We start from the raw sequence: 25,525 nt of genomic DNA on the forward strand, positions 1-25,525 counted from the left end.
CCTGGCCTCCTTCAGGGGAGCGTATGCGTGCGCAGGAACTCCGCCGCGACTTGCTGGGCGGACTTGCCGTCGAGATCGACGGCCTTGTTCATGTCTTGCATCGCGTCGTTGTTGAGGGCGGCGGACAGCGCGTTGAGCTGCGCGGCCAGTTTGGGATCGCGCTCCAGCACTTCCTTGCGTACCACGGGCGTGGCGTTGTACGGCGGGAAGAAGTGCTTGTCGTCTTCGAGCGGCACGATGCCGAAGCCCTTCACGCGGCCATCGGTCGTGTAGACGAGGCCGATCTTCAACTGGTTGTTATGCAGCGCCGTGTAGACGAGGCCGGGGTCCATCTGCTTCATCTGCGAGCGGTCAAAGCTCATGTCGTAGGTGGCGAGCAGGGGCTTGAGACCATCCGGACGATTCGCGAACTCGGCGTCCATGCCGAACACGTAGCGCTTCGCGTCGGGGTCCGTCTTCAACTTTTGCGCAAGCTGCGAGACCGTGGTGATGCCGGTTTCCTCGGCGAATTTGCTTGGCAGGCCTAATGCATACGTGTCGTTGAGCGGCGAGGCATTGAGCCAGACGAGACCGCGCGGCGCATCGAGCGCCTTCACGCGCTCGTACATCGCTTCGGGCGAAAGCTTCTCCGTCAGCTTGTCGTAGACGAGTGCCGCCGTGCCCGTGTAGTCCCAAACGAGGTCGAACTGGCCGTTCTCCAGCGCACTGCGCATGAGCGTGCTGCCAAGGCCGGAGCGCACCTCAACGGAATAGCCGCGCGAGCGCAGGTATTGCGCTGTGACTTCGGCTAGCACGTATTGCTCGGTGAAGTTCTTCGCGCCCAGTACGAGCTTGGGCTGTGCGAATGCGGGTGTGGCGGCGGCGACGAGCGCCGTGCCGATCAGGCAGGCCTGAACGAAGCGGCGCAGAGATTTGAACGGTGACGCGAGCATCATGCGAGCCCTCCGTGACGCGCGAGCCACTGATGGCTGCCGGCGGCAACCACGCCGTCGAGCACGAGCGCGAGCGCGGCCGTGAACGCGGCGCCGAGCAGCAGCAAGGGCTGATCGTTCAGATAGATGCCGGGGAAAATGAGCGAGCCGAGGCTGTCGGCGCCGATCAGATAGGCGAGCGGCGCCGTGCCCACGTTGATGGCGAGCGCGGTGCGCACACCGCCCACGATGATGGGCAGCGCGCCCGGCAATTCCACGCGCGTGAGCGACTGCCAGCCCGTCATGCCGATGCCGCGCGCGGCTTCGCGCAGCGCGGCCGGCACGTTCTTCACGCCTTCATACGTATTGCGCGTGATGGGCAGCAGCGACGCGAGAAAGAGCGCGACGATCGCGGGAACGTCGCCGATGCCGAACACGCCGAGTGCAATGGCGAGCACCGCGAGCGAGGGGATCGTGTTGCCCACGTTGAAGATTTGCATGAAGCGTTCGGCCTGTCGCACGAAGCGCGGCCGGCTCAGCAGCACACCGGCGGGTACGCCGACCACGATGGCGAGCGCCATCGAATAGCCGACGAGCAGCAGGTGCCGCCCAGTGTAGTAGGCGAGGTCGCCTGCGTGGCTTTGCCACGTATCGGCGCCGATGGCGCGTGAGAGTGCCCACGCGATGACGGCAAGGGCGATCAGGCTGCCCGCGAGCAGGGCAGAGCGTCGAGTCATGAAGGTACGCCTCCTTGTTTTTGTGCCGCGCGGCGCAACGCTGCGCAGCGGGGACGCCGATGAGGATGCTCAAGGCGCCGCGAAGGAAGTTCGTGATCCCGGCATGGCCGCGATTGGAACCGACTAAAACTACGGACCAGAAAACGAACGAAAACCAGTCCGCCCGCGCACGTTAGCTACGTGGCGGCAGTGATATGAACGCGCTTCTCGCGTTCTTCTGGTTGTCATGTTCAGCTCAACGGCACCGAGCAGATCGATGCGCGCTGGAGCAGGAAACCGCCTTTTGGCGGCTTGGATGCGGCGGCTTTGGGCCGCTACGCGAGGGCCGGAGGCCCGCTTGAATGGCGCTTGCGACGCAGTGGACCTTTAGCGTGGACCCTGTATCTCAATGCGCACGAGAACGACTTCGTGGTGATCGAAACGAGATGAGTATAGATCATTCGATTAGGTGCGTCTACCGTGGGGAACGATCGCGAGTTGACGGGCAATCGCATTGCTTTATTCGGTATGTCATTTCCGGGAATTAATCAGGTATCCGATTAAAATATTTCGGTAGTATTTCCCGTTTAAAAAGTGACAGAAAATAGTCACTGCGGCAGAATGCTCCGCTCATTGGGCGCTCATTGGATTTCTTAAGTTTCGTTTAAGAAACGCCATTTATTTTGAACCCCTTCGCATCATCGATGCTCGCCGATTCAGCGATGCGGCCATCGATCTCACTTCCGAATTCACCTCGAGAAGCGCGGCGCGCGTTCGCATTTCTCTGCTCTGCAATCCGTCATTCGATTCATGGCATTTCGTGCAATAGCGGCCTCCCCCGGCCTCGCGGGCAAACTCATCGTTGTGTCCGCAATCGGTTTGACGAGCGCCGCGTGGCTCGCCCATCGGCACGCGAACATTGCCACCGACGATCCGCTTGCCGACGCGGCGACGGCGACGTCCGCAGCGCCGGCGCAAGATGCGGCGTCGCAGGCGGCCAGCGCGACGCCTGCGGGCGAAAGCGAGCCCGCGTTTCGCGTGGAGACCGCTGTGGTCGAACACAGCTTTTCCGAAGCCGCCCAGCGTCTCGGCGTGGATGCAGCGACGACGGCGAGGCTTGCGCGCGCATTCTCGGGCCGGCTCGATTTCCGGCGCGATCTGCAGCGTGGCAGCGAGATCCGCTTCGTGTTTCGCAATGACACAAACGGCGCGGATGGCGCGAATGGCGCGAGCGACGCAAGAGATACAGACGATGTGAGCCCTGCGAACGCCGGCGCGTCACAAAACGCATCGTCTTCGGACGACACGCCTGTCGCGATCCGCATTTCGAACGGCAACGTCTCGCACGATCTCTTTCTCTACCGGAACCTTGCGGGCAAGGCGTTCTACTATTGCGCAGACGGTCACGCCGCCGCGCCGTCGTTCTTGCGCTATCCCGTGAAGTTTACGCGCGTGTCTTCGTATTTCTCGCTGCGACGGCTCGATCCGGTCACGCATCGCGTGCAGCCGCACGAAGGTGTCGATCTCGCGGCGCCCGTCGGCACGCCCGTTCACGCGACCGCGCGCGGCACCGTGACGTTCGCCGGCTGGCAGGCGGGCTACGGCAAGGTCGTGAAGCTCGACAACTTCGGCCCGTACTCCACGACCTTCGCCCACCTTTCGCGCTTTGCGAAGCATTTGAAGGTCGGGCAGACGGTAAGCAAGGGACAGGTGATCGGATACGTGGGCGCGACGGGTTGGGCGACCGGCCCGCATCTGCACTATGAGGTGCACGTGGATCAGGTCGCGCAGGATCCGCTCACCGTCGACCTGCCGCATCGCGATCCCTTGCTGGGCGAAGACAAGCAACGCTTCGCCCAGCAGGTCGCGCTGATCGACCCGCTGCTCTAGGCGCAACGCGCGAAAGGCTGCCGCAAGGAAGCGGGCAAAAGGCCTGTGCTGCGCCGCAGCCACGATTTGCCGATTTTCGATAACACGTCGATTAATGACTCAATAGCATGGTTCCACTCAACCGTGGCGGCCAGGGCCGGCCGCCCGGGCCACCCAGAGGGAGAAAACCATGCAAGGCGAGTCGAACGCACGCCCCGCTGCAATTGGCGTGACAGTCGGTACATCATCGGGCAAGCCAGGTGTGCCGGCGCTCAATCAAACGCTCGGCACGTGGCAGTTGTGGGGCATCGCAGTCGGCCTCGTGATATCGGGCGAGTACTTCGGCTGGAGCTACGGCTGGGCCAGCGCCGGCACGCTCGGCTTCGTCGTCACGGCACTGTTCGTCGCGGCGATGTACACCACGTTCATCTTCAGCTTTACCGAACTCACCACCTCCATTCCGCATGCGGGCGGTCCTTTCGCCTACGCCCGCCGCGCGTTCGGGCCGACCGGCGGGTATCTGGCGGGTGCGGCCACGCTCGTGGAATTCGTGTTCGCGCCGCCCGCCATCGCGCTCGCCATCGGCGCGTACCTGCATGTGCAGTTCCCCGGCCTCGAGCCCAAACACGCTGCCATGGGCGCGTATCTCGTGTTCATGGCGCTCAATATCGTGGGCGTGCAGATCGCCGCGACTTTCGAGCTGATTGTCACGCTGCTCGCCATCTTCGAACTGCTCGTGTTTATGGGCGTGGTGTCGCCGGGCTTCGCATGGACCCACTTCATGAAGGGCGGCTGGTCGGGCAACGATCACTTTTCGCTGGGTTCGTTTCATGGCATGTTCGCCGCGATCCCGTTCGCGATCTGGTTTTTCCTCGCGATCGAAGGCGTGGCCATGGCCGCCGAGGAAGCGAAGAACCCGCGCCGCTCGATTCCCATCGCCTACGTGGCCGGCATTCTCACGCTCGTCGCGCTTGCCGTGGGCGTGATGGTGTTCGCGGGCGGCGCGGGAGACTGGACCAAACTCGCGAATATCAACGACCCGCTGCCGCAAGCCATGAAGTTCATCGTCGGCGAGCACAGCGGCTGGATGCACATGCTCGTCTGGCTCGGGCTGTTCGGTCTCGTGGCCTCGTTTCACGGCATCATCCTCGGCTATTCGCGGCAGATCTTCGCGCTGGCCCGCGAAGGCTATCTGCCCGCGTGGCTCGCGAAAATCCATCCGCGCTTCAAGACGCCGTATCGCGCGATCCTTGCGGGTGGCGTGGTCGGTATCGCCGCGATTTATAGCGACGAGCTGATCCAGTTCGGCGGGCAGACGCTCACGGCCAACATCGTCACGATGTCGGTGTTCGGCGCGATCGTGATGTACATTGTCAGCATGGCGGCGCTCTTCAGGCTGCGCCGCGTGCAGCCGGCCATGGACCGGCCGTTTCGCGCGCCGGTGTACCCGTTTTTCCCGGCGTTCGCGCTCGTGGCCGCGCTCGTTTGCCTCGGCACGATGGTGTATTTCAATGCGCTGGTCGCGGGGGTGTTCGTGGTGTTTCTCGCGCTCGGCTACGCATATTTCCTTGCCACGCGCACGCAGCGCGAGGTGGTGCCCGCCGACGGGCTGCTCGAGGAGTGAGCTTTGCAGGAGTCCAACGCATGAACTATACGGAGTCGATCGGCGCGCGCACCTACCGCTTCGCGGACCTCAAGACGCTGCTCGCCAAAGCCAGCCCGCTGCGCTCGGGTGACCAGCTCGCGGGCGTGGCGGCGGGCGGCGAGCGAAGAGGAACGCGTGGCCGCGAAAATGGCGCTCGCCGCGGTGCCGCTCAAGGTGTTTCTCTCCGAAGCGCTCGTGCCGTATGAAGACGACGAGGTCACGCGCCTCATCGTCGACGATCACGACGCAGCCGCGTTCGCAGCCGTTGCCCACCTCACCGTGGGCGACTTTCGCGACTGGCTGCTTTCCGGCGCGGCAACGACCGAGGCGCTTGAATGCCTGGCGCCGGGCCTCACGCCCGAGATGGTCGCGGCGGTGTCGAAGCTCATGCGCAATCAGGACCTGATCGCCGTGGCGAAAAAGCGCCCCGTGGTCACGCGCTTTCGCAACACCGTGGGGCTGCCGGGCCGCATGTCGGTGCGCCTGCAGCCTAACCACCCCACCGACGACGTGAAGGGCATCGCAGCCTCGATGCTCGACGGCCTGATGTACGGGTGCGGCGACGCGATGATCGGCATCAATCCCGCCTCGGACAGCCTGGCGGCCATCGTGAAGCTGCTCGCGATGATCGACGGATTTCGCGAGCGCTATCGCGTGCCCACGCAGTCCTGCGTGCTCACGCACGTGACCAACACGATCGCGGCGATCGAAAAGGGCGCCCCTGTCGATCTCGTGTTCCAGTCGATCGCGGGCACGGAAAAGGCGAACGCGAGCTTCGGCATTTCGCTGGCGCTTTTAAAAGAGGCGCGCGAGGCGGCGCTCTCGCTCAAGCGCGGCACGGTCGGCAACAACCTCATGTACTTCGAGACGGGGCAGGGCAGCGCGCTGTCGGCAAATGCGCACTACGGCGTGGACCAGCAAACCTGCGAGGTGCGTGCCTATGCGGTCGCGCGCAAGTTCGAGCCGTTTCTCGTCAATACGGTGGTCGGTTTCATCGGCCCCGAATATTTGTACGATGGAAAGCAGATCATTCGCGCGGGTCTCGAAGATCACTTCTGCGGCAAGCTGCTAGGCGTGCCGATGGGTTGCGACATTTGCTATACGAACCACGCCGAAGCCGACCAGGACGATATGGACACGCTGCTCACGCTGCTGGGCGCGGCCGGCGTCAACTTCATCATGGGCATTCCGGGCGCTGACGACGTGATGCTCAACTACCAGAGCACCTCATTTCACGACGCGCTCTATGTGCGCGATCTGCTCGGCCTGCGCCGCGCGCCGGAGTTCGAGGAGTGGCTGGAGACCATGGAGATCGTCGACGCGAAAGGCGCGCTCCTGCCAGGCTCCGCGCGCGTGCCGCTGCTCGCGGGCGCGCACGAATGGATGGGGATCGACGCATGAGCGACGCCGTCGAAAAGAACCCATGGGGCGGGCTCAAGGCGTTCACGAACGCGCGCATCGCGCTCGGGCGCGCGGGCAGCGGCTTGCCCACGGCGCCGCTGCTCGCGTTCAATCTCTCGCACGCGCAGGCGCGCGACGCCGTGCATCACCCGCTCGACGCCGAAGCATTGCGGCGCACCCTCGAAGCCGAAGGGTTCGCCACGCTCGGCGTGGAAAGCGCGGCGCCGGACCGGCAGCATTATTTACGCAGGCCGGACCTCGGGCGGCGCTTGTCGGAGGCGAGCCGGGCAGCGTTGGTCGAAGCGGCGGGTTCGGCCATCGCAGCGCATGAGGAGCCGCCTGAAGTCGTATTCGTGATTGGCGACGGCCTTTCGGCGATCGCTGCCGCGAAACAGGCCGCGCCGCTGCTCCTCGCGGTTCGCGCGCGCCTTGCGGACTGGCGGATCGGCCCAGTGGTGGTCGCGCGCCAGGCACGCGTGGCGCTCGGCGACGAGATCGGCGAGCTGCTGGGCGCGAAGCTCGTGGCCATGCTGATCGGCGAGCGGCCTGGGCTGAGTTCGCCAGACAGCCTCGGTGTCTATCTCACCTACGCGCCGAAGGTGGGCTGTCATGACGCGCAGCGCAACTGCATCTCGAACGTGCGTCCCGAGGGGCTGCCGTATGAGGCGGCCGCGCACAAGCTCCATTACCTCCTCACGCACGCGCGGCGGCTCGGGCTGACCGGCGTCGGGCTGAAGGACGATAGCGACGCGACGCTGCCGGGCATCGGTGCGCGTGGGCAGATCACGTCTGCGTGACGGGCCACACGCGGCTGCATCGGCTGCAACCATCGAAGCCGGCGACGCACCCGGCGGTGCTGCCGCCTGTGCAGGGATTGAGCACTCCGCTAACCGCCATTGCGCCGCCGTGGAGCAGCGCGGCCCCCGGCATGGCCATTGCGCATACCGTTGTCGCTGGCCCGACTCTTGCATCACTCGACGATCGATCGAAGCAAGTGCGTGCTGGGAGGCAATCATGAACGAAACGGCGGAGCGAACCGAAGCGACGGCAGGCCAAGCGCAATGCAGCGCGCATGGCGCCCGCACCGTCGTTAGCGTCGCGCACGACGCCGACGAGCAGGCGCGCAACCTCGTGGGATGGCGGCAGACCTACGACCAGCTCGCGGCGGGCCGCTTCGTCGGCACGCTCACGGAGCTGCCGCTCGACACCATGAAGGTGTTTCGCGAGACCACGAGCCATACGCTGCGCCAGGCGTGCGAAGTGCGCGGCGACGCCTGGTGGTTCGGCATACCGGTTGCGCGCGAAGGCGAGGCGCGTATCGACGCGCAGGCCTTTGGCGCGCAGGCGTTTGCGCTGCGTCCGGGCAACGTCGAGTTCGAGCTTCTCACACCGGCGCAATTTTCGATCTACGGCGTGGTCGTGCGCGGCGACGTGCTGCGCCACTACGCAGCCACGGTCGAGCGTACGGCGCTCGAGGAACGTCTCACGGGTGCGCCTGTCGTGCAGGCGGCCGCTGCGTGCATCGAGCGCCTTTGTGCACGGCTCGCGAGGTGTCTCGACGATGGCGGCCAGGCGCATGAGAACGTGCCGGTCTCACCGCTTTCGAACGTCGAGCGCAATGCATTGCAGGCGGAAGTGCTCGCCGCGCTATTCGACGCCTGCGCGGGGCTTTGCGAGCAGTTGCATGTGAGCCGGCGCACGCTCCAGTACTGCTTTCAGGACGTGCTTGGCATGGCGCCCGCAACGTACCTGCGCGCGCTGCGTCTGAACGGCGCTCGCCGCGACCTGTGCGGGCGCGCGGCCGGTTCGGTGCAGGACGTTGCGGCGGCCTGGGGCTTCTGGCATCTGAGCCAGTTCGCCACCGATTACCGGCGCATGTTCGGCATGCGGCCTTCGGAGGCATTGCGCGCGGTGGCAATGCCCTGAATTTCCTGGACGAGACTATGAATTCATTCGCCATCGATGACAGGGAGAACGTCCTTCGCTACGTGGATTTATATTCCGCCACGAACTCGTCCGAGCCGCTTCTCTTCGTTCATGGTTTGGGTTGTGCGTCCAGCAGCGATTACCCACTGGTAGTGGGTTCACATTCGTACTCGAAACGCCGACCGCTCCTCATCGATCTCATCGGAGCGGGGTTCAGCGACAAGCCAGAGGACGGAACCTATACTTCGGATGCCCAGGCGAATGTCATCTCAAACCTCGTCACGAGCGAGCATTTCACGCGGGCGAATATCTTCGGTCATAGCGCTGGGGCGTTCATCGCACTGAAGCTCGCAAAGCGCCTGGCGGTCCCCGTGGGTAGCGTGATTTTATGTGCGCCCGGTCTGAACGAGTACGGCAAAGCGATGTTGTCGGAAATCACGTCGATGACCGAAGCGCAATTCGTCGCGGAAGGGTTTTCGCAGCTTCTGGCGCAGTTAAAAGCGGCGGGCGGCAACGGCGCCTGGCTGGGGCCGTTTGCCGTCGCATCGCCTCATGCCATTTACCAATGGGCAAAATCCGCGCTGGACGATAACGCGGAAAACTGGCTCGAAGATTTTGCGAGGCTGAGTTCGAATAAAGGGGTGATTCTTCCGGATACGGCTGCGAGTGAGGAAATTGCCCAGTTCGAGCAAGCCGGCTGCGCCGTCGAACTCGTTGCCAATACCGAGCACATGATGGCATACGACAATCCGGATGGCCTCGCGCGCGCCATCAGCAATAGGCTCGAACGAGGCGCGTGAGGAACCGGCGGTGTCTCACCGACTCAGCAGTTGCTTGTGATAGAACGTGGTGCCGCAGAATGCCCCGTCCGGCATTAGCGCGTAATTCGGCACGGCGCCCACCCGCTCCCACCCCGCACGCACATAAAGCCGTTCGGCCGCGCCGCCCGTCACGGTGTCGAGCACCAGCACCGATTTTCCGGCCTGCCTTGCCGCCTCGTCGATCGCGAGCATGAGGCGCAGTCCCACACCTTGTCCGCGCGCGGTGCGGTGCACCAGCACCTTGGCGACATCGGCGCGATGCGGCTGGTTTTCCGGCTGCGCCGTCACGAGCTGCGCCGTGCCCACGATGCGCTGCTGCGCGTCTTCGGCCGCGAGCAGAATGCGTTCGCCGCGCGCCACGTTTTGCGCCACGCCGAGCCAGAACGCGAGCGCCGTCTCGCGCGCAATCGGCAGCATGAAGCTCACCGAGGCGCCCCCTTCGACGCAGTCGATGAGTACGTCTGCAAGCGCGCTCGCGCAGGTTTGCGCCTGTTCGGCGGTGAGGCGGCGTACCTTGATGGCTTCGCTCATATGAATGTGAACCGGCTTAATTAGTGATCCTGCAGAGCGCGACGACATAACGCGCCGGCTCGCTCGTGGGATTGCGATAAACGACAGGGCAATCCAGGCGCATCGCGAGGCAGTCGCCGGTTTCGAGCCGCCACAGGCGCTCGCCCACCGTCATCTCCATCACGCCTTCCATCACCCAAACCTGTTGATGAATCTCCGCGTCGCGCAGGCTCGTGTCGTAGGCCACGCGCTGGCCGGGCGGAAAGTGCACTTCCACGAGCTGGATGGGCGACCATGCGGGCGGCGAGAGATTGCGCCGCACATAGCCCGACTCGGGATCGGTCCAGAACGCTTGATCGTGGGCCGCGGCATGCGGGGAAGGGGCCTGCCGCACTTCGTCGCCCGGCGCCTCGAAGAGCGACGCGAGCGAGACGCCGAGTGCCGTAGCGAGCTTGTCGAGCACGACGGCCGTGGGGCTGCTTTGACCTCGTTCGATGAGCGAGATGTTCGAGCGGCTCACCGAACTGCGTTCGGCCAGCGCTTCGAGCGACCAGCCTTTGGCGTCGCGCAGTTCGCGCAGGCGGCGGGCGATGTTCGTGTGAATATCCATCTTGTCCAGTTTAATGGATTCATTCGTCCAGTAAACTAGATTTTGCGATTGCACATATAAAAGTTTATGCGCATCAAGTTTGTCGCAGGCGTGCGACAGATGATGCCGCCCTGATATTTCCAATAGTCGATGCGCAAACGTTTGCGTCATCCTCGGCGGCCAAAACCTTGATTTTCGTCAATTGACGGCCTCCAGCCCGCTGTTAGCTTCCCGCTATCTCAAAAGACATCGCAGTGCGGTTCGGGGCGCAAATGCAACACCACACGCTGGACCTGGAAATCGGGCAGCTACTTTCAGGGCCGCCGCTTGCCTGCGGGCCAGACCTGCCGATTCGCGAAGCGGCGCGCATGATGAGCGAGCGGCGCTATAGCGCCATCGTGATTACCGAAATGGGGCGGCCCGTCGGCATCTGGACCGAGCACGACGCGCTCGCGTTGGGCGAAGACGCCGCCGCGCTCGCGCTACCCATCCGCCATGCCATGAGCCATCCAGTGCGCGCGCTGCCTGCGAGCACGCGCCTGCGCGACGCCGCCTTGCGCTTCAAGCGCGAGGGCATCCGCCATTGTCTCGTCGTGGACCAGGCAGGCCGCTCGCTCGGCATCGTCACGCAAACCGATCTGGTCATGAACCAGGGGCTCGAGTGCTTTCTGCGGCTGAAGACGGTCGGCTCGGTCAACGCGGCGATGCCGCTCGTGGTCGACGCGCGCATGTCCATGCACGAAGCCATGCAGCGCATGCGTGCGCGGCGTCTGAGCGCGCTCGTCGTGAGCTATGCCGAAGGCGACTTCGGCATCGTGACCGAGCGCGACGTGGTGCGCCTCGCTGCGGCCGGCGCGCTCGACGGCGCGGTCGGGGCGCGCGCGAGCCGGCCGCTGCGCTCGCTTGCGCACTCGCAAAGCCTCTATGCGGCGCGTCAGTATCTCGTCGAACACCGCATGCGCCACGTGGGCGTGATCGGCGAAGACGGGCGTCTCGCGGGCCTGCTCGACCTCTCGCATATCCTGCACGACATCGAAGACGGCTTCGTGCGCGAGCTGCAGCTGGCGCTGCGCGAGCGCGACGACGCGCTGCTCGCCTCGCGCGCGAACCTGCGCCTCGCCGACCAGGTGGTGGAATCGACGCTCGATGGTGTGATGATCACCGACCTCGACGGCACCATCGAGCGCGTGAATCCCGCTTTTACACGGCTCACGGGCTATACGGAGCACGAGGCGCTAGGGCGCAACGCGAGCCTGCTCAACTCGGGCCGCCAGGGCGCGGCGTTCTACAGCGCGCTCTGGCGCAGCCTGCAGCAGAACGGCCACTGGAAGGGCGAAATCTGGAACCGCCGCAAGGACGGTGCGCTTTACCTGGAATACCTGACGATTTCCAGCATCTGCGACCCGAGCGGCCGCTGCACACATTACGCCGCGATCTTCGCGGATATCACGCAGCGCCGCGAGACCGAGGAGCGCCTGAGCTACCTCGCGACGCACGACGCCTTGACGGGCCTGCCCAATCGTACGCTCTTCACGGAGCGCCTCACGCTCTCGCTCGCTCGCGCACGCCGCTCGGGCAAGCGCGTCGCCGTGATGTTCCTCGACCTCGACCGCTTCAAGCTCATCAACGACACGATGGGCCACGGCGTGGGCGACGAGGCACTCACCGTGATCGCCACGCGCCTGCGTGAAGCGGTACGCGAGACCGATACGGTGGCGCGCCTCGGCGGCGACGAGTTCACGCTGCTGATCGAGGATATCGAAGACGTTCGCCATGTCGGGCAGATCGCCCAAGGGCTGCTCGCCCGCGTGGGCGCCGCGATGCACATCGGCGAGCAACTGCTGTTCGTCACGCCGAGCATCGGCATCAGCATGTATCCGGACGACGCGCACGATCCTCGGCAACTGCTCATGCAGGCCGACCGCGCGATGTACGAGGCCAAGGACGCGGGCAAGAACAACTTCCGCTTCTTCGCCGCGCCGATGACGTCTTCGGCAATGGAGCGCATCGTGCTCGAAAGCGAGTTGCACCACGCGCTGGAAGCTGGCGAACTCGTGCTCCACTATCAGCCTGAATTCGATGTGGCGAGCGGGGCGCTCGTCAACATCGAGGCGCTCGTGCGCTGGCAGCACCCGCGCCGCGGGCTCGTGCCGCCCGACCAGTTCATACCGATTGCCGAGGAATCCTCATTGATCGTGCCGCTCGGCGCGTGGGTGCTGCGCGAGGCCTGCCGGCAGGCGCGCGACTGGCTGGACGAGGGCTTCGACTTCGGCCGTATCAGCGTGAATCTTTCGGCGCGGCAATGCCTGCACGACGGCTTTCTGCATCAGCTCACGACCCTACTCAGCGAAACGGGCCTGCCGGCCACGCGCCTGCAGCTCGAACTCGTGGAGAGCATGGCGATGACGTCGGGCCGCGGCGGTATCGAAGCGTTGCTGCAAGAACTCGCGGCGCGCGGCATCAGCCTCGCGATTGACGACTTCGGCACCGGCTATTCGTCGTTCAAGTATCTGCAGTCCTTGCCGGTCGACACGCTCAAGGTGGACCGGTCGTTCCTCGCGGACATGGCCGAACCGGGGCCGGGGATGTCGCTGCGTGTGAAGAAAAGCGCCGCGCGAGACCGCTCGATCGTGCGCGCGATCGTCGCGATGGCGCGCACGCTCGGTGTCACGGTGGTAGCCGAGGGCGTCGAGACGCCACGGCAACTCGAGTTCCTGCGCGAGATCGGCTGCGACCGCGCACAAGGTTTCCTGCTTGCGCGTCCCGCGCCGGCTGAATTGATGCCGCGCGCGCTCGAAGCGTGCGTGGCTGGCTGAAGGCCGCCTTTTCTTTTCCCTTTAGCCGAAGTATCTGGAGAGTTCCGTGAGCACCAGTGACGAGATGTTGTTGAACTCGATGACCGCGCTAGTGAGCGCGCATGGCAAGGCCATCTCGCGCTTCGGCGCGAGTGTGGTGGTGATGACAAAGTTCGTTGAAGCGGTGCTGCCGCAACTGTCCACGGCGCAGATCGACCGCACCCTCCTCGCGTTTCGCGCGCAGCTTGCCGAAGCGATGGCCGTGGCCGACGACGTGCTGTTGCCCAGCGAATACCGCGCCACGCTGATCGAACAGGCGAACATGCTGCTGGCCCGGCTGGGCAGCGATGCAGTGCCAACCATGTTGAGGCCCTGACGCGGGAATAAGGTAATGCGAAATCTGACGATTCGAAAAGGGCTGCTGCTCGTGCTCTGCACCTTTGCGGCGATGCTTGTGGTGGGTGCAGCGGTAGGTGTCCTCATGATCGGCCGCGCCGACGATTCGGCGCGCTTCATCCACGAAGTTGCGCGCCAGGACTCGCTCGCGCTCGCCTTGCGCGAGGACGCGGCGCTTGCGCAAACGGCGCTGGCGCGTGCTTATCAGGCCGAGAAGGAGAAAGGCGCCGCCGAAGCACAACAGCACGCGCAGCAGGAAGCACGCGATCTCCTCGATCAAGCCTCGACGCGCAGCAATGCGCTGCGCGAGAGCGCACCGTTCGACGCTCATGCGGCCCAGCAGCGCGACACCTTGCTCGGCGCGTGGAGCGCACTCGCGCAGTCGCTGCAGCGCGCGGCCACGGTGCTCGAATCCGGCGACACGACAACCTATGCCACGCTGGCCGCCGGGGATGTCGCCAATGCGAACACGCAGTTTTCGGCGAGCGTGGCCGCATTGCGCGCGAACGCCGATGCTGCCACGCGCGCGACGCTCGACCAGTCCGTGCGCGAGCACAACTGGGTGATGGCGATGGTGGCGGTGGGCCTGCTGGGCGCGCTGGCGCTCGTCGTTGCGACCCACATGGCGCTGCGCCGCCTCGTGACGGCACCGCTCAAAGAGGCGGTGGAAGTGCTGAACCAGATTGCCGCGAACGATCTCTCGGTCCACATCGAAGGTGGCGGGCGCAACGAAATCGGCCAGTTGCTCGGCGCGATGCGGCGCATGCAGGGAGGCCTGAGCCACACGGTGCGCAGCGTGCGTTCGAGCTGCGATGCGATCAACACGGGCGCACGCGAAATCGCCGCGGGCAATCTCGATCTGTCGAGCCGCACGGAACAGCAGTCTGCGTCGCTCGAGCAGACGGCGTCGAGCATGGAGCAGCTCACGTCGAGCGTGCGCCAGAACGCGCAGCATGCGAACGCCGCGAGCGCACTCGCCACGGGGGCCGCGGATGTCGCGCAGCGCGGCGGACGCGTGGTCGAGCAGGTGATCGACACGATGGAGGAGATCAGCCGCAGCTCGGGCAAGATCGCGGACATCACGGGCATCATCGACGGCATTGCGTTTCAGACCAATATTCTCGCGCTCAACGCTTCGGTCGAGGCCGCGCGCGCGGGCGAGCAGGGGCGTGGCTTCGCCGTCGTCGCGGGCGAGGTGCGCATGCTCGCGCAGCGCAGTGCCTCCGCGGCGCGCGAGATCAAGTCGCTGATCGACGCCTCGGTGCACGACGTGCGCAATGGCCGCTCGCTCGTCGGCGAGGCGGGCGCGACGATGGCGGAGATCGTCGCATCGGTGGACAAGGTGTCGGGCCTCATGAAGGAGATCGCCTCGGCCACCGTCGAGCAGAGCGCCGGCATCGAGCAGGTCGAGACCGCGGTGAGTCAGATGGATCAGGTCACGCAGCAGAACGCGGCGCTCGTGGAACAGGCGGCGGCGGCCGCCGAGTCGCTCGAGCAGCAGGCGAGCCAGATGGCCGAGGCCGTGGCGACGTTCCGCGTGAGCGAGACGGCGGACACACTGCCCGTGACGCCGCCCGTGACACCGTTGGCGGTTGCGCACGAGGAAAGCGCGCTGCCTGCGGCGGCATAAGCGGCTAACGCCAGGCCTGCGTGAACTCGCCGATCACGCGTGCGAGATGCGCCTGCATCGCCGCACGCGCGGCCTCTGCGTCGCGCGCCATGATGGCCGAAAAAATGCGCTGATGATCTTCCTGCGACGCCGCGCGTAACGCGGGCGTATGGAAGTGCTCCTCGATCTTTTTCCACAACGGGTCGGCGCGCGAGTTGTCCCACATCGCGCTCACCACGTGCCGCAGCATGTCGTTGCCGGTCGCGCCCGCAATCGCCAGATGGAATTCGCGGTCGGCGGCCTCGTACGCGGCCTTGTCGTCCATGGTTTCGCGCATCGCGCGCAACGCGGCGAACAGGCGGTCGAGGTCCGAATCCTTGCGTTCGGTCGCGGCGAGCGCCGCGATCCCGCTCTCGATCACTTCGCGCGCGCGCAGCGTCTCGATCGGTCCCGGCCCGCGCGGCAGTTCGAACGCGACGGCGCGCGCCTCCTGCGCGTCGGCCACATAGATGCCCGACCCCACGCGCACCTCGACCACGCCCTGCACTTCGAGCGCGATGATCGCCTCTCTCACCTGTGTGCGGCTCACGCCGAAACGCTCGGCGAGCGTGCGCTCCGAGGGCAGGCGGGCGCGAGGCGCGCCCGGCGCGCGCCCGACGTCGCCTGCCGCGATCAGGTCGTAGATCTGTTTCGCGAGGCCGACGTAGGAGCGGTCGGTTGCGTCCGCATCGGCGGCACGACCGGTTGGCGTGTGCGAAAGATCGGCCATCCAGGATTCTCGAAAGCGTCGAAGCCGCCGGGCGGCGATTGAAGTTCGCAGAATGGTACACCAGTTGCCGCGCCGTCAAGCTTAGGGATGGCGGGGGTTTCCGCCCGATTGCCGGCCAATCGGGCCTGCGCCGGGTCCAGTGGTAAACCACTATCGCGCGCGGATTGGTATGCCAGTACTGTCAGACGGGGAGGCGTTCACGCATGCCCGTCGTTTTGCTTCGAGGGGACGCCTTTGAAGAGGTCATTCCGCTGGTCCGGCGCGTCCGGTCCAGTCCCGCTGCAGCACATCCAGCAAGATTCCCTGCGTCACGCACACGGTGTCGGCCATTCCCGACGAACCCGGTGTGCCGGCAATCAGTAAGTTCTATCCGACAAAAAGGAGACAACATGCTTTCAGGAATCCAGGTGCTTCGAGCGGCGGCGACCGCGGCAATGGCGCTGTGCGCAGGCGCGGCTTTCGCGCAGGCATCGATCGTTTCCGGCCCGTCCAGCGACCCAACGTGCATGGTCCCCTGGAAGACCGACACCAAATTCATCAAGTATCCGAAGAAGAGCGGGCCGTATCGCGTCGCGCTCGTGAACGGCTACATCGCCAATACCTGGCGCATCCAGATGATCAAGACGGCCAAGGCCTATACGGCGGAACCGGCCGTCGCCGCCAAGCTCAAGGAGTTCAAGGTCGTCTCGACGGGTGAGGACGTGCCCGCGCAGATCTCGGCCGTCAACAACTTCATCGACGCCGGCTACGACGCGATCATCGTCGACGCGCAGAATCCCGCCTCGTTCGGACCCGCGATCCGCCGCGCGAAGAAAGCCGGCGTCGTGCTGGTCGCGTTCGACAATACGCTCGACAGCGAAGACGCGATCAACGTGGACGTCGACCAGTACGGGCTCGGCGTGCTGTGGGCCAAGTGGCTCGCGACTCATGTGCCAAACGGCGGCAAGGTGCTGGAAGTCCGCGGCGTGGCTGGCACCTCGGTCGACACCGATCGGCACAACGGCTTCACGAAGACGCTCGACGAGACCGGCAAGAAGTGGAACGTCGTGCAGGTCTACGGCAAGTGGGACGACGCGGTCGCGCAGAAGGCCACCGCCGACGCCATCGCCGTGCAGGGCCATTTCGACGGTATTTCGGCGCAGGGCGGCGACACGGGGGTGGTGCGCGCGATGATCGATGCGAAACATCCGTTCGTGCCGTTCGGCGGCGAGACGGAGAACGGCTTTCGCAAGTTCTGCGCGCAGTACGGCGCCCAGGGTCTGAAGTGCACGTCGGCGGGCACCGGTCCCGCGCAGGTGGCCGTGGCGATCAAGACGGCGCTCGCGGCGCTCGATGGGCAGACCATTCCCGTGGCGATCAAGCTGCCGCTGGACGTCACCGACGATTCGATGCTGAAGGCGGGCACCAACTATTTCCCGAACGAGTCGGACAACTTCTTCGTGGGCAACTCGTTTCCCACTTGCGGCATCAACTTCTCCGCCCAGGCAATCATGAAGCAGAGCCAGGGCAACCAGTGACCGCGTGATTGCCACGTGACGTGACGGGAGGCGAAGCATGCAGCAGGATGCAGGGCAGCCGTTCTTTCAGATGTCTGGCGTGTCGAAAAGCTATGGCGGCGCGGTGGCGCTGGATCATGCGGACCTCGCGGTGCGCCGGGGCCGCATTCACGCGATCCTCGGCGAGAACGGCGCGGGCAAGTCGACGCTGCTGAAGGTGATGTCCGGCGTGGTGCAGCCGGACGAGGGCGTGATGCACCTCGAAGGCCGTGAAGTCGCGTTCGCCTCGCCCGCCGAGGCGAACGCGGCGGGCATCGTCTGCGTGTATCAGGAGCTGTCGCTGATCCCCGACCTGAGCGTGGCCGACAACATCTTCGCGTCGAACCCGCCGCGCCGCTTCGGCATGATCGACCGCCGGGCCCAGCGCCGCCAGGCCGAGGAAGCGCTGGCCCGCGCGGGCGCGGCCGACATCAACCCGCTCGCGAAAGTGCGCGACCTGCCGCTGTCGCGCCAGCAGATGGTCGAGCTGGCCAAGGGGCTCGCGCACGAACCGCGCATCCTGATTCTCGACGAGGCCACCTCGGCGCTGACCGCCGCCGACGTGGCGCGCGTGATCGAGGTGCTCAAGCGGCTGCGCGAAGAGGGGCTCGCGCTGCTCTTCATTTCGCACCGCATGCACGAGGTGAAGGCGCTCGCGGACGAATGCACGGTGTATCGCAATGGCCGTCACGTGATGAGTTTCGAGGCGGGCACGCGCTCGGATAATGAGGTCATCGAAATGATGATCGGGCGGAAGTACCAGCATGTCTTCCCCGACAAACCCGCGGAAAAGGCCGAGCGCCCGCCGGTGCTCGCCTGTCACGATCTCGCGTGGAGCGACACGCTGCAGGGCATCAGCTTTTCGCTGCAGCCCGGTGAAATTCTCGGGCTGGGCGGTCTCGACGGGCAAGGGCAGCGCGAACTGTTGCTCGCGCTGTTCGGCGTGCTGCGCGGCTGCGCGGGCAAGATCGAGATCGACGGCAAGGCCGTGTCGATCGGCAGCCCCGTTGCCGCGCGCGCAAAGGGAATCGGCATGGCGCTGATACCGGAGGACCGCAAGACCGAAGGCCTGATGCTGCCGATGTCGGTGCGCGAGAACCTCTCGTTTGCCGCGCTCGATCGCATGTCGACCGCAGGCGTCATCGATCGCACCCGCCAGCAGTCCTTCGTCGACCGGATGATGGAGCTTCTCGCGATCAAATCGCACGGCGTCGACGCGCCCGTGGGCTCTTTATCGGGCGGCAATCAGCAGAAAGTGGTCATCGCGAAGTGGCTGATCCGCAAGCCCAGAATCCTGCTCCTCAGCGACCCGACGCGCGGCATCGACGTGGGCACCAAGCAGGAGCTTTATCAGCTGCTCAGGCGCCTCGCCGACGAAGGCGCCGCGATCCTGTTCTATTCGACCGACTACGACGAACTGATCGGCTGCTGCGACCGCGTGCTCGTGCTGTACGAAGGCAGGATCAAGAAGGAACTCGTCGGGCCGGCGATCACCGAACAGAACCTGATCGCGAGCGCACTGGACCTGCCGGTTGGACAAGTCGGACAGGTTGCGCAGGGTTCGTCTTCCACGGGAGTCGCGCCATGAGCGGGCTGCGTTACTGGTATGCGGAAAATCGCGGAACGGTGTTCGCGTTCGGCCTGTTCGTGCTGATGTTCGCGATTTACCTCGTCAACTATCCGTCGAGCTTATCGGCGAACGTGTTTCAGACCGCGGCGAACAAGGCCGTGCTGCTCGCGCTGGTGTCGATGGGGCAGGCGCTCGTCGTGCTCACGGCCGGCATCGACCTCTCGATCGGCATGATGCTCGTGCTGACGAATTGCATCGCCTCGTGGATCGTCACGGGCGACGCGCTGCACAGCGCGCTCGGTATCGTCGGCGTGCTCGCGGCGGGCGCGCTGTGCGGCGCGCTCAACGGCGTGATCATCATTTTCGGCCGCCTGCAGCCGATCGTGACGACGATCGCGACCGGCGCCGTGTTTTACGGGCTGGCGCTGCTGCTGCGCCCCGTGCCCGGCGGCACGATCAACGAAGATCTCGCCGACGCCCTGACAGGCAAGGTCGCGGGCGCCGTGCCGGCGAGTCTGCTGATCCTGATCGCGACCGTGGTGATCGTCTGGATTCCTTTCAAACGCTCGGCGGTGGGCCGCGCGGCGTATGCGACAGGCTCCTCCGAACCCGCGGCCTTCCTCTCCGGCATGCCGATCCGTCGCGCCAAGTTCGCGAGCTATACGCTGGCGGGCCTGCTCGCCGCAATCGGCGGCCTGTTTCTGACCTTCTTCACCGACACCGGCGAAGCGAGCCTTGGCAGCGCGAACTCGTACACGCTCTTTTCTATTGCCGCCGTGGTGATCGGCGGCGTGTCGCTGCTCGGCGGAAAGGGCAGCGCGATAGGCGCGATCTTCGGCGCGTTCGCGTTCCGCTCCATCGGCGACCTGCTGTTCGTCTTCAACGTCGACGCGCTCTGGCAGCCGCTATTCCAGGGCGTGATTCTGCTGCTTGCCGTCGCGATCGGCGCGTGCGGGTTGTTCAGCGTGCGCAACCGTCTGGAGTGGTTCCAATGAGCGGCGTTTCTGCAAGCACCCGCACCACCTTCGTGTCGAGGCTCACGCGCAGGATCGACAAGCCGATCCTGATCTCGTTCGGGTGCATCGTTGCGCTGCTGCTCGTCGGCGGGATGTATTCGCGCAACTTCACGTCGCCGGAATACATCCTGCTGCAGCTGAAGGTCGGCGCGTTTCTCGGCATCATCGCGACCGGCTTGATGATGGTGATTCTGCTCGGCCACATCGACCTCTCGTTGCCGTGGACGATCACGGTGGGCGCAATGATGGCCTGTGCCGTCGCCGGACATGGCGAACTCGGGCAGATTCTCGCGATTCCGGTCGGCATTGGCTGCGGCGTGCTGATCGGCATCGTCAACGGCATTCTCGTCGCGCTCCTGCGTATTCCTTCGATGATCGCGACGCTCGCGACCAACGCGGTCGCGCAGGGCATCATGATCGTCTATACGGGCGGATCGTCGCCGCAGGATTCCGCGCCGCTCGTCATGCGCTGGCTCGCCGCGGGCTGGCTCTTGCCGGGCGTGCCGAATGCCGTGGCGCTGTGGGTGGTGATCGGGGCCGCGACGATGTTCCTGCTCTCGCGCACGACCTTCGGGCGCACGCTGTACGCGATCGGCAACACCGAGCGCGCGGCGTATCTTTCCGGCATCGATACCCGGCTCGTGACCGTGGCCGCGTTCGCCGTGTGCAGCGCCTTCGCCGCGTTCGGCGGCGTGCTGCTCGCGGGCTATGCGTCGAAGGCCGCGCAGTCGATGGGCGACGCCTACCTGCTGCCCGCGATCGCGGCGGTGGTGCTGGGCGGCACCTCCATTCTGGGCGGCCGCGGGTCGTACCTCGGCACTGTCGCCGGCGCGATCCTCATCACGCTGCTGCAGTCCATTCTCTCGGTCGCGCAGATGCCGGAGGCGGGGCGGCAGATCATCTACGGCGTGGTGATCGCGGCCATGCTGCTGCTGTACGGGCGCAGCAGGCGCGAAGTCTAGGGCGCGGGGGCGAGCCCCCGCTACATGCTCAATCCATCTGAACGAACCGGAACGTCACTGCGCGACGCGATAGCGCGGCGCGGGCGTGTTGCTGGACAGCTGCGTGGACATCGCGCGGCGAGCCGTCTCGAACGCGTTCCATTGCTCCACGTCGTGCAGCGACGGAATCGTCACGGTTTCACCGCGCTCGAAGCCGGTGAGGGCGGCGCGCACCATGTCCTGCGCCGACATCACGATCGCGCTGTCGAGATGTTCGAGCGGCAGGCCGCCCGTCTCCCAGAACTCCGTAGCCGTGGCGCCGGGCAGCACCGCCTGCACGCGGATGCCCTTGCTCGCCAGTTCGTGATGCAGCGACTGGCTGAACGCGAGCACGAAGGCCTTGGTGCCGCCATACACGCCGTTGAGAATCTCGGGCGCGATGCTCACGATGGAAGCGATGTTGATGATCGCCCCCTGGCCGCGCGCCACGAAACCCGGCACGGCCGCATACGTGAGCCGCGTGAGCGCGGTGACGTTCAACTCGATCATGCGCGTCATGTAATCGACGTCGCTCTCCACGAGCGGCGTGTGCGTGCCGATGCCCGCGTTGTTCACGAGCAGCGTGAGGCTGGCGTCTTCGCGCAGATGCGCTTCCACGGCGGCGAGATCGTCACGGTCGTTGAGATCGGCGGCGAGCACTTCCACGTCGCGCCGGGTTTCGCTCGTGATGCGCTCAGCGAGCGCGGCGAGCCGCTCGCGATTGCGCGCGACGAGCACGAGGTCGTAGCCCTGGCGCGCGAGTTCCGCGGCGTACACGGCGCCGATGCCGGACGATGCGCCGGTGACGAGCGCGGTGCCGCGATGGGTTGGCTGGTTCATGATCAAGCTCCTTGGCGTAGCGGCGCGGGTGGTTAGGTAACGTGCAAGTGGCGCTGCTGTGAATACATTCTGGCCGCGATTGACCGTGGCGCAAATGACGTATAAGGTCGTGATTCAGGACATGCAGCGACAGGAACAGGACATGCACCGCATCGGCTACCTTTTGAGCGACGAATTCCAGGTGATGGCGCTCGCAACCCAAAGCGTTTTCGAATACGCGAACATGATGGCCGACTCGCCGTTCTACGCGATCGAGAACTATTCGGTGGAGGGTGGCGCGGTGCGTTCGTCGCTCGGCATGAGCGTGGAGACGCTGCGCACCCCCGCGCCCGCGCGCAGCCGCGTGGACACCTGGATCGTGGCGGGCGTGAACGACCCGCGTACCGTGGACGCGGAGCCCGCGGTGCTGGCGTTCCTGCGCCGCGCGAGCGGCCGCGCGCGACGGGTGGCGGGTATCTGCACGGGCGGTTTCGTGCTGGCCGAGGCGGGCCTGCTCGACGGTCGCCGCGCCACCACGCACTGGTACTACGCGCGCGATCTGCAGCAGCGCTTTCCCGAAGTGCGCGTGGAAGACGACCGCATCTATATCGTCGACGGGCCGGTCTGGACTTCGGCGGGCATGACGGCGGGGCTCGATCTCGCGCTTGCCATGGTCGAACGCGACCTCGGCGCTGAGACGGCGCGCTCGGTGGCGCACAAGCTAGTCATGCATCAGCGGCGCTCGGGCGGCCAGTCGCAGCATTCCGAAATGCTCGCGCTCGCGCCGAAATCGGACCGCATTCAGAACGCGCTCGACTACGCGCGCCGCAACCTGAGCAGCGCGCTCACGGTGGAGCAGCTTGCAGAGGCCGTGCACCTGAGCCCGCGCCAGTTCAGCCGCGTGTTCACAGCGGAAACGGGGCAGTCGCCGGCGCGCGCCGTGGAAGGCCTGCGTCTCGAGGCGGCGCGCCTCATGATCGAACAGAGCACGCATCCGCTCGATGTCATCGCACGCGAGACCGGCTTTCGCGACCGGCGGCACATGCGCGAAGCGTTCGTGCGTGGGTTCGGCGTGCCGCCGCAGGCGGTGCGGCGCGAGGTGCGGGCGGGGCCGTAGGCGCAACGAGGCTGCTAGGTATCGGCCTTTGCGGTGCGTTTGGCTTTTGCTGTGACAGCGCCGAAGTGCGCGCGATATTGCTGCGGCGTGGTGCCCAGCTTGCGCTTGAATGCCACGCGCAATTGGTCGGCGTCGCGCATGCCGCATCGAAAGGCCACCGTCTTCAACGGCGCCGTGCTGTTTTCCAGCATCACGCGCGCGGCGTCGATGCGTGCGCTCTCGACAAATTCGGCGGGCGTCACATTGGTGTCGCGCACAAAAATTCTCGCGAAGTTTCGCTTGCTCATCTGCGCGACGCCGGCGAGCACCTCAACGCCAAGATCTTCATTCAGATGCCCGAGCACGTACTGCTGCACCTGGGCGATGGGCGACGTCGCTTCCGCGTAGGGCGTGAGATACGGGCTGAATTGCGACTGGCCGCCCGCGCGCTGCACGAACACCACGAGCCGTCGCGCCACCTGCAGCGCGATTTCCGGGCCATGATCCTGAGCGAGCAGGTACAGCGAGAGATCGATGCCCGCCGTCACGCCCGCCGAGGTATAGAGATTGCCGTCCTGTATGAAGATGCGGTCGAATTCGACGTTCGCGGTCGGGCACATCGCGGCGAGCGCGGCTGCGTCGTTCCAGTGCGTCGTCACGCTGCGGCCGTCGAGCAAGCCCGCGCGCCCCAGCGTCAGCGCGCCGTTGCAGATGGAGCCGAAGCGCCAGGCGCGCGTGCTAGCTTCGCGCAGCCACGCGTGCGCCGTATCGGCAAGCGGCTGCTCAACGAGCGATGGGCCGCCCGCAACGAGCAGCAAATCGTAATGGCCGCCTGCTTCGTCGAAGTACCGGTCCGCGCCGATCCGCACACCGCTGGAACAGCGTACGGTGTCGCGTTCCGTTGCGATCAGCTCGAGCTGGTATTGCGCCTCGGGCGGCAGCAGGCGATTGGCCTCCGAGAAGACGTCGGTGGGCCCGAACACATCGAGGGCCTGGACGCCTGGAAAGACGAATAGCGCAACGGTCAGCATCGTGTTGAACGAAGAACGGAATCAGGGATCGGAGGTTCGCTAGCGTCGCGCGAGAATATGCGCGCCCGCGCTGCGCGGCAGCAGCACGCTGTCGACCACGCCAAGCGCCGCGAGCGCCGTGATGAACCAGAACGCGAGATGGAAGTCGGCTGCGCCCGCCGTGCCCGCATGGGTGCCGCGCAGCGCCTCGGCAACCGAAAGCGCCAGCGCACCCACGGCGATCCCCATGCCGGCGTTCATCTGCTGCAGCACGGAGAAGAGCGTCGTCGCGTCGCGCATCTGCGCCTGGGGCACGTCGGCGAAACCAATGGTGTTCAGGGCGGTGAACTGCATCGAGCGCACGAGGCCGCTGAAGAACAGCAACGCGGCCACGACGACACGCGGCGTATCGGCCCCGAGCAGCGTGAAGCCCGCAAAGCCGAGCGCGACCAGCGTGCCGTTGCCGATCAAGACGGTGCGAAAGCCGAAGCGGTTCATGACCCACGTGGTGCCCGGCTTCATGCATAGATTGCCGGCGAACAGCCACAGCAGCAGTGCGCCCGATGCCACGGCGCTCCACCCGAACGCCACCTGGAACATGAGCGGCAGCAGAAACGGCGCGGTGCCGATGGCCGTGTGAAACAGCGAGCCGCCGAACACGGTCACGCGAAAGGTGTTGATCTTCACGGGCGCGAGATCGAACAGCGGATGCGGCACGCGCCGCACATGCACGACGGCCGCCGCCAACAGTGCAATGCCCGCCACGCAGGTGCCGATCGACACGGGCGCGGTGACGTCGGAGCGGCTCGCCATCTCGATGCCGCTCATGACGAACGCGAAGCCGAGGCCGCTCAACAAGAAGCCGAAGGTATCGAAGCGCCGCGGTTGCGTATGCTCGTCGCGCAGGAGCAGCAGAGCGGCCACGAGCGCGGCCACGCCCAGCGGCAGGTTGAGCAGGAAGATCCAGTGCCAGCTCCAGTGCGTGCTGATCCAGCCGCCGAGCGGCGGTCCGAGAATCGGCGCGACCAGCGCGGGCCAGGTGAGGATCGCAATGGCGCGCACGATCTCGTGCTTCGGCGTGTCGCGCAGCACGACGAGCCGGCCCACCGGCACCATCATCGCGCCGCCCAGCCCCTGCAGCACGCGCGCGGCGGTGAAGGCGAACAGGCCCGAACTCAGCGCGCACAGCAGCGAGGCCACGCTGAACACGGTGATGGCCGTGGCGAACACGCGCCGCGCGCCGAAGCGCTCGGCGAACCAGCCGCTCACGGGGATGAACATCGTCAGCGCGACGAGGTACGCGGAGACGCCGATCGAGAGATACGCGGGCGCCGTGTGAAAGTCGCGCGCGATGATGGGCAGCGAGGTGGTGATGACGGTGGCGTCGAGGTTCTCCATGAAGAACGTTGCGGCCACAAGGAATGCGACGGCGGTGCGGCGATCGAGGGCGTGCGGCATCAGGGCGTGTTCCAGGATTTTCCGGGCGTGATTCTTCGTCGGCCGCCGGATTCGGCGCTCAGTGTCCCTCATTCTACTGAAGTT

General features: G+C 65.7%; 22 protein-coding genes and 1 pseudogene. 15 read left to right on the forward strand and 8 right to left on the reverse strand.

Annotated features, from left to right (window positions below; all coding sequences use genetic code 11):
* Positions 1–11 precede the first annotated feature (11 nt).
* Together BFD71_RS19365 and BFD71_RS19370 are read right to left on the reverse strand one after the other, a co-directional pair.
* Complete coding sequence (locus tag BFD71_RS19365; RefSeq protein WP_083245350.1) at positions 12–932, reverse strand: glycine betaine ABC transporter substrate-binding protein; 921 nt, start codon at positions 930–932, stop codon at positions 12–14.
* Positions 932–1,648, reverse strand: a complete 717-nt coding sequence (locus BFD71_RS19370; protein ID WP_069265904.1) for an ABC transporter permease — start codon at positions 1,646–1,648, stop codon at positions 932–934. The genes BFD71_RS19365 and BFD71_RS19370 overlap by 1 nt, the downstream gene beginning before the upstream one ends.
* Between BFD71_RS19370 and BFD71_RS42205 the strand changes: the two genes are divergently transcribed.
* The 7 genes and pseudogenes from BFD71_RS42205 (at position 1,647) to BFD71_RS19400 (ending at position 9,268) form a co-directional block, all read left to right on the forward strand.
* Complete coding sequence (locus tag BFD71_RS42205) at positions 1,647–1,775, forward strand: hypothetical protein (RefSeq protein ID WP_256094806.1); 129 nt, start codon at positions 1,647–1,649, stop codon at positions 1,773–1,775. The two genes, BFD71_RS19370 and BFD71_RS42205, sit on opposite strands and share 2 nt — an antisense overlap.
* A gap of 662 nt (positions 1,776–2,437) precedes the next feature.
* Positions 2,438–3,517 carry a M23 family metallopeptidase gene (locus tag BFD71_RS19375; protein WP_083245339.1) on the forward strand — a complete coding sequence of 360 codons (1,080 nt, stop codon included), beginning with the start codon at positions 2,438–2,440 and terminating at the stop codon, positions 3,515–3,517.
* Between the two features lie 169 nt (positions 3,518–3,686).
* A complete protein-coding gene (eat, locus tag BFD71_RS19380) occupies positions 3,687–5,120 on the forward strand; it encodes an ethanolamine permease (RefSeq protein ID WP_069265906.1) in 1,434 nt (477 codons plus the stop codon).
* Between the two features lie 20 nt (positions 5,121–5,140).
* A pseudogene (locus BFD71_RS19385) lies at positions 5,141–6,542 on the forward strand (ethanolamine ammonia-lyase subunit EutB).
* Positions 6,539–7,339 (forward strand): ethanolamine ammonia-lyase subunit EutC, encoded by an 801-nt coding sequence (gene eutC / locus BFD71_RS19390; protein ID WP_069265907.1) that lies wholly within the window; start codon positions 6,539–6,541, stop codon positions 7,337–7,339. Before BFD71_RS19385 ends, eutC begins: the two are co-directional and overlap by 4 nt.
* 217 nt (positions 7,340–7,556) lie before the next feature.
* The gene (locus BFD71_RS19395; RefSeq protein WP_069265908.1) at positions 7,557–8,468 is read left to right on the forward strand and encodes a helix-turn-helix domain-containing protein; all 912 of its coding nucleotides are present in this window, start codon (positions 7,557–7,559) and stop codon (positions 8,466–8,468) included.
* A 17-nt stretch (positions 8,469–8,485) separates the two neighbouring features.
* Entirely contained in the window at positions 8,486–9,268 is a 783-nt protein-coding gene (locus BFD71_RS19400; protein WP_083245340.1) for an alpha/beta fold hydrolase, read from the forward strand.
* Positions 9,269–9,283: 15 nt separating this feature from the next.
* Here the strand turns inward: BFD71_RS19400 and BFD71_RS19405 are convergent, their stop codons facing one another.
* Complete coding sequence (locus BFD71_RS19405; RefSeq protein WP_069265910.1) at positions 9,284–9,820, reverse strand: GNAT family N-acetyltransferase; 537 nt, start codon at positions 9,818–9,820, stop codon at positions 9,284–9,286.
* A gap of 16 nt (positions 9,821–9,836) precedes the next feature.
* Positions 9,837–10,409, reverse strand: a complete 573-nt coding sequence (locus BFD71_RS19410) for a helix-turn-helix domain-containing protein (RefSeq protein ID WP_069265911.1) — start codon at positions 10,407–10,409, stop codon at positions 9,837–9,839.
* 251 nt (positions 10,410–10,660) lie between these two features.
* Between BFD71_RS19410 and BFD71_RS19415 the strand changes: the two genes are divergently transcribed.
* The 3 genes from BFD71_RS19415 to BFD71_RS19425 are packed head-to-tail and all read left to right on the forward strand — an operon-like array spanning position 10,661 to position 15,209.
* The gene (locus BFD71_RS19415) at positions 10,661–13,204 is read left to right on the forward strand and encodes an EAL domain-containing protein (RefSeq protein WP_069265912.1); all 2,544 of its coding nucleotides are present in this window, start codon (positions 10,661–10,663) and stop codon (positions 13,202–13,204) included.
* A gap of 46 nt (positions 13,205–13,250) precedes the next feature.
* Positions 13,251–13,559, forward strand: a complete 309-nt coding sequence (locus BFD71_RS19420; protein ID WP_141710729.1) for a hypothetical protein — start codon at positions 13,251–13,253, stop codon at positions 13,557–13,559.
* Positions 13,560–13,574: 15 nt separating this feature from the next.
* A complete protein-coding gene (locus tag BFD71_RS19425) occupies positions 13,575–15,209 on the forward strand; it encodes a methyl-accepting chemotaxis protein (protein WP_069265914.1) in 1,635 nt (544 codons plus the stop codon).
* 4 nt (positions 15,210–15,213) lie between these two features.
* Here the strand turns inward: BFD71_RS19425 and BFD71_RS19430 are convergent, their stop codons facing one another.
* On the reverse strand, positions 15,214–15,957 hold the full coding sequence (locus BFD71_RS19430) for a FadR/GntR family transcriptional regulator (protein ID WP_069265915.1): 744 nt from the start codon (positions 15,955–15,957) through the stop codon (positions 15,214–15,216).
* A 389-nt stretch (positions 15,958–16,346) separates the two neighbouring features.
* On the opposite strand from BFD71_RS19430, the gene BFD71_RS19435 reads away from it, so the two are divergent.
* Genes BFD71_RS19435 through BFD71_RS19450 form a run of 4 tightly spaced genes read left to right on the forward strand, consistent with a single transcriptional unit; the run spans position 16,347 to position 21,040 of the window.
* Positions 16,347–17,474: a sugar ABC transporter substrate-binding protein gene (locus BFD71_RS19435; protein WP_069265916.1), complete on the forward strand. Its 1,128-nt coding sequence runs from the start codon at positions 16,347–16,349 to the stop codon at positions 17,472–17,474.
* Positions 17,475–17,511: 37 nt separating this feature from the next.
* Positions 17,512–19,080, forward strand: a complete 1,569-nt coding sequence (locus BFD71_RS19440; protein WP_069265917.1) for a sugar ABC transporter ATP-binding protein — start codon at positions 17,512–17,514, stop codon at positions 19,078–19,080.
* Positions 19,077–20,057 carry an ABC transporter permease gene (locus BFD71_RS19445; protein WP_069265918.1) on the forward strand — a complete coding sequence of 327 codons (981 nt, stop codon included), beginning with the start codon at positions 19,077–19,079 and terminating at the stop codon, positions 20,055–20,057. The genes BFD71_RS19440 and BFD71_RS19445 overlap by 4 nt, the downstream gene beginning before the upstream one ends.
* Positions 20,054–21,040, forward strand: a complete 987-nt coding sequence (locus BFD71_RS19450) for an ABC transporter permease (protein ID WP_069265919.1) — start codon at positions 20,054–20,056, stop codon at positions 21,038–21,040. The genes BFD71_RS19445 and BFD71_RS19450 overlap by 4 nt, the downstream gene beginning before the upstream one ends.
* 54 nt (positions 21,041–21,094) lie before the next feature.
* Here the strand turns inward: BFD71_RS19450 and BFD71_RS19455 are convergent, their stop codons facing one another.
* Entirely contained in the window at positions 21,095–21,898 is an 804-nt protein-coding gene (locus BFD71_RS19455; RefSeq protein ID WP_069265920.1) for an SDR family NAD(P)-dependent oxidoreductase, read from the reverse strand.
* Positions 21,899–22,040: 142 nt separating this feature from the next.
* On the opposite strand from BFD71_RS19455, the gene BFD71_RS19460 reads away from it, so the two are divergent.
* On the forward strand, positions 22,041–22,994 hold the full coding sequence (locus BFD71_RS19460) for a GlxA family transcriptional regulator (RefSeq protein ID WP_069265994.1): 954 nt from the start codon (positions 22,041–22,043) through the stop codon (positions 22,992–22,994).
* 14 nt (positions 22,995–23,008) lie between these two features.
* On the opposite strand, the gene BFD71_RS19465 is transcribed toward BFD71_RS19460, so the two are convergent.
* The gene (locus BFD71_RS19465; protein WP_069265921.1) at positions 23,009–24,004 is read right to left on the reverse strand and encodes a GlxA family transcriptional regulator; all 996 of its coding nucleotides are present in this window, start codon (positions 24,002–24,004) and stop codon (positions 23,009–23,011) included.
* A gap of 39 nt (positions 24,005–24,043) precedes the next feature.
* Positions 24,044–25,441: an MFS transporter gene (locus tag BFD71_RS19470; protein ID WP_069265922.1), complete on the reverse strand. Its 1,398-nt coding sequence runs from the start codon at positions 25,439–25,441 to the stop codon at positions 24,044–24,046.
* Positions 25,442–25,525 lie beyond the last annotated feature (84 nt).

The sequence above is a fragment of the Paraburkholderia nodosa genome (genome assembly GCF_001718195.1).
In the GTDB taxonomy this organism is placed as follows: Bacteria; Pseudomonadota; Gammaproteobacteria; order Burkholderiales; family Burkholderiaceae; genus Paraburkholderia; species Paraburkholderia nodosa_A.

Excerpts from the sequence above, each read along its gene's own strand:
- eat (WP_069265906.1), top strand. The coding sequence starts at position 3,687 with ATGCAAGGCGAGTCGAACGCACGCCCCGCTGCAATTGGCGTGACAGTC.
- eutC (WP_069265907.1), top strand. The coding sequence starts at position 6,539 with ATGAGCGACGCCGTCGAAAAGAACCCATGGGGCGGGCTCAAGGCGTTC.
- BFD71_RS19465 (WP_069265921.1), bottom strand. The coding sequence starts at position 24,004 with ATGCTGACCGTTGCGCTATTCGTCTTTCCAGGCGTCCAGGCCCTCGAT.
- BFD71_RS19460 (WP_069265994.1), top strand. The coding sequence starts at position 22,041 with ATGCACCGCATCGGCTACCTTTTGAGCGACGAATTCCAGGTGATGGCG.
- BFD71_RS19445 (WP_069265918.1), top strand. The coding sequence starts at position 19,077 with ATGAGCGGGCTGCGTTACTGGTATGCGGAAAATCGCGGAACGGTGTTC.
- BFD71_RS19400 (WP_083245340.1), top strand. The coding sequence starts at position 8,486 with ATGAATTCATTCGCCATCGATGACAGGGAGAACGTCCTTCGCTACGTG.
- BFD71_RS19415 (WP_069265912.1), top strand. The coding sequence starts at position 10,661 with ATGCAACACCACACGCTGGACCTGGAAATCGGGCAGCTACTTTCAGGG.
- BFD71_RS19375 (WP_083245339.1), top strand. The coding sequence starts at position 2,438 with ATGGCATTTCGTGCAATAGCGGCCTCCCCCGGCCTCGCGGGCAAACTC.
- BFD71_RS19425 (WP_069265914.1), top strand. The coding sequence starts at position 13,575 with ATGCGAAATCTGACGATTCGAAAAGGGCTGCTGCTCGTGCTCTGCACC.
- BFD71_RS19450 (WP_069265919.1), top strand. The coding sequence starts at position 20,054 with ATGAGCGGCGTTTCTGCAAGCACCCGCACCACCTTCGTGTCGAGGCTC.
- BFD71_RS19440 (WP_069265917.1), top strand. The coding sequence starts at position 17,512 with ATGCAGCAGGATGCAGGGCAGCCGTTCTTTCAGATGTCTGGCGTGTCG.
- BFD71_RS19410 (WP_069265911.1), bottom strand. The coding sequence starts at position 10,409 with ATGGATATTCACACGAACATCGCCCGCCGCCTGCGCGAACTGCGCGAC.
- BFD71_RS19405 (WP_069265910.1), bottom strand. The coding sequence starts at position 9,820 with ATGAGCGAAGCCATCAAGGTACGCCGCCTCACCGCCGAACAGGCGCAA.
- BFD71_RS19395 (WP_069265908.1), top strand. The coding sequence starts at position 7,557 with ATGAACGAAACGGCGGAGCGAACCGAAGCGACGGCAGGCCAAGCGCAA.
- BFD71_RS19365 (WP_083245350.1), bottom strand. The coding sequence starts at position 932 with ATGCTCGCGTCACCGTTCAAATCTCTGCGCCGCTTCGTTCAGGCCTGC.
- BFD71_RS42205 (WP_256094806.1), top strand. The coding sequence starts at position 1,647 with ATGAAGGTACGCCTCCTTGTTTTTGTGCCGCGCGGCGCAACGCTGCGC.
- BFD71_RS19455 (WP_069265920.1), bottom strand. The coding sequence starts at position 21,898 with ATGAACCAGCCAACCCATCGCGGCACCGCGCTCGTCACCGGCGCATCG.
- BFD71_RS19430 (WP_069265915.1), bottom strand. The coding sequence starts at position 15,957 with ATGGCCGATCTTTCGCACACGCCAACCGGTCGTGCCGCCGATGCGGAC.
- BFD71_RS19370 (WP_069265904.1), bottom strand. The coding sequence starts at position 1,648 with ATGACTCGACGCTCTGCCCTGCTCGCGGGCAGCCTGATCGCCCTTGCC.
- BFD71_RS19435 (WP_069265916.1), top strand. The coding sequence starts at position 16,347 with ATGCTTTCAGGAATCCAGGTGCTTCGAGCGGCGGCGACCGCGGCAATG.
- BFD71_RS19470 (WP_069265922.1), bottom strand. The coding sequence starts at position 25,441 with ATGCCGCACGCCCTCGATCGCCGCACCGCCGTCGCATTCCTTGTGGCC.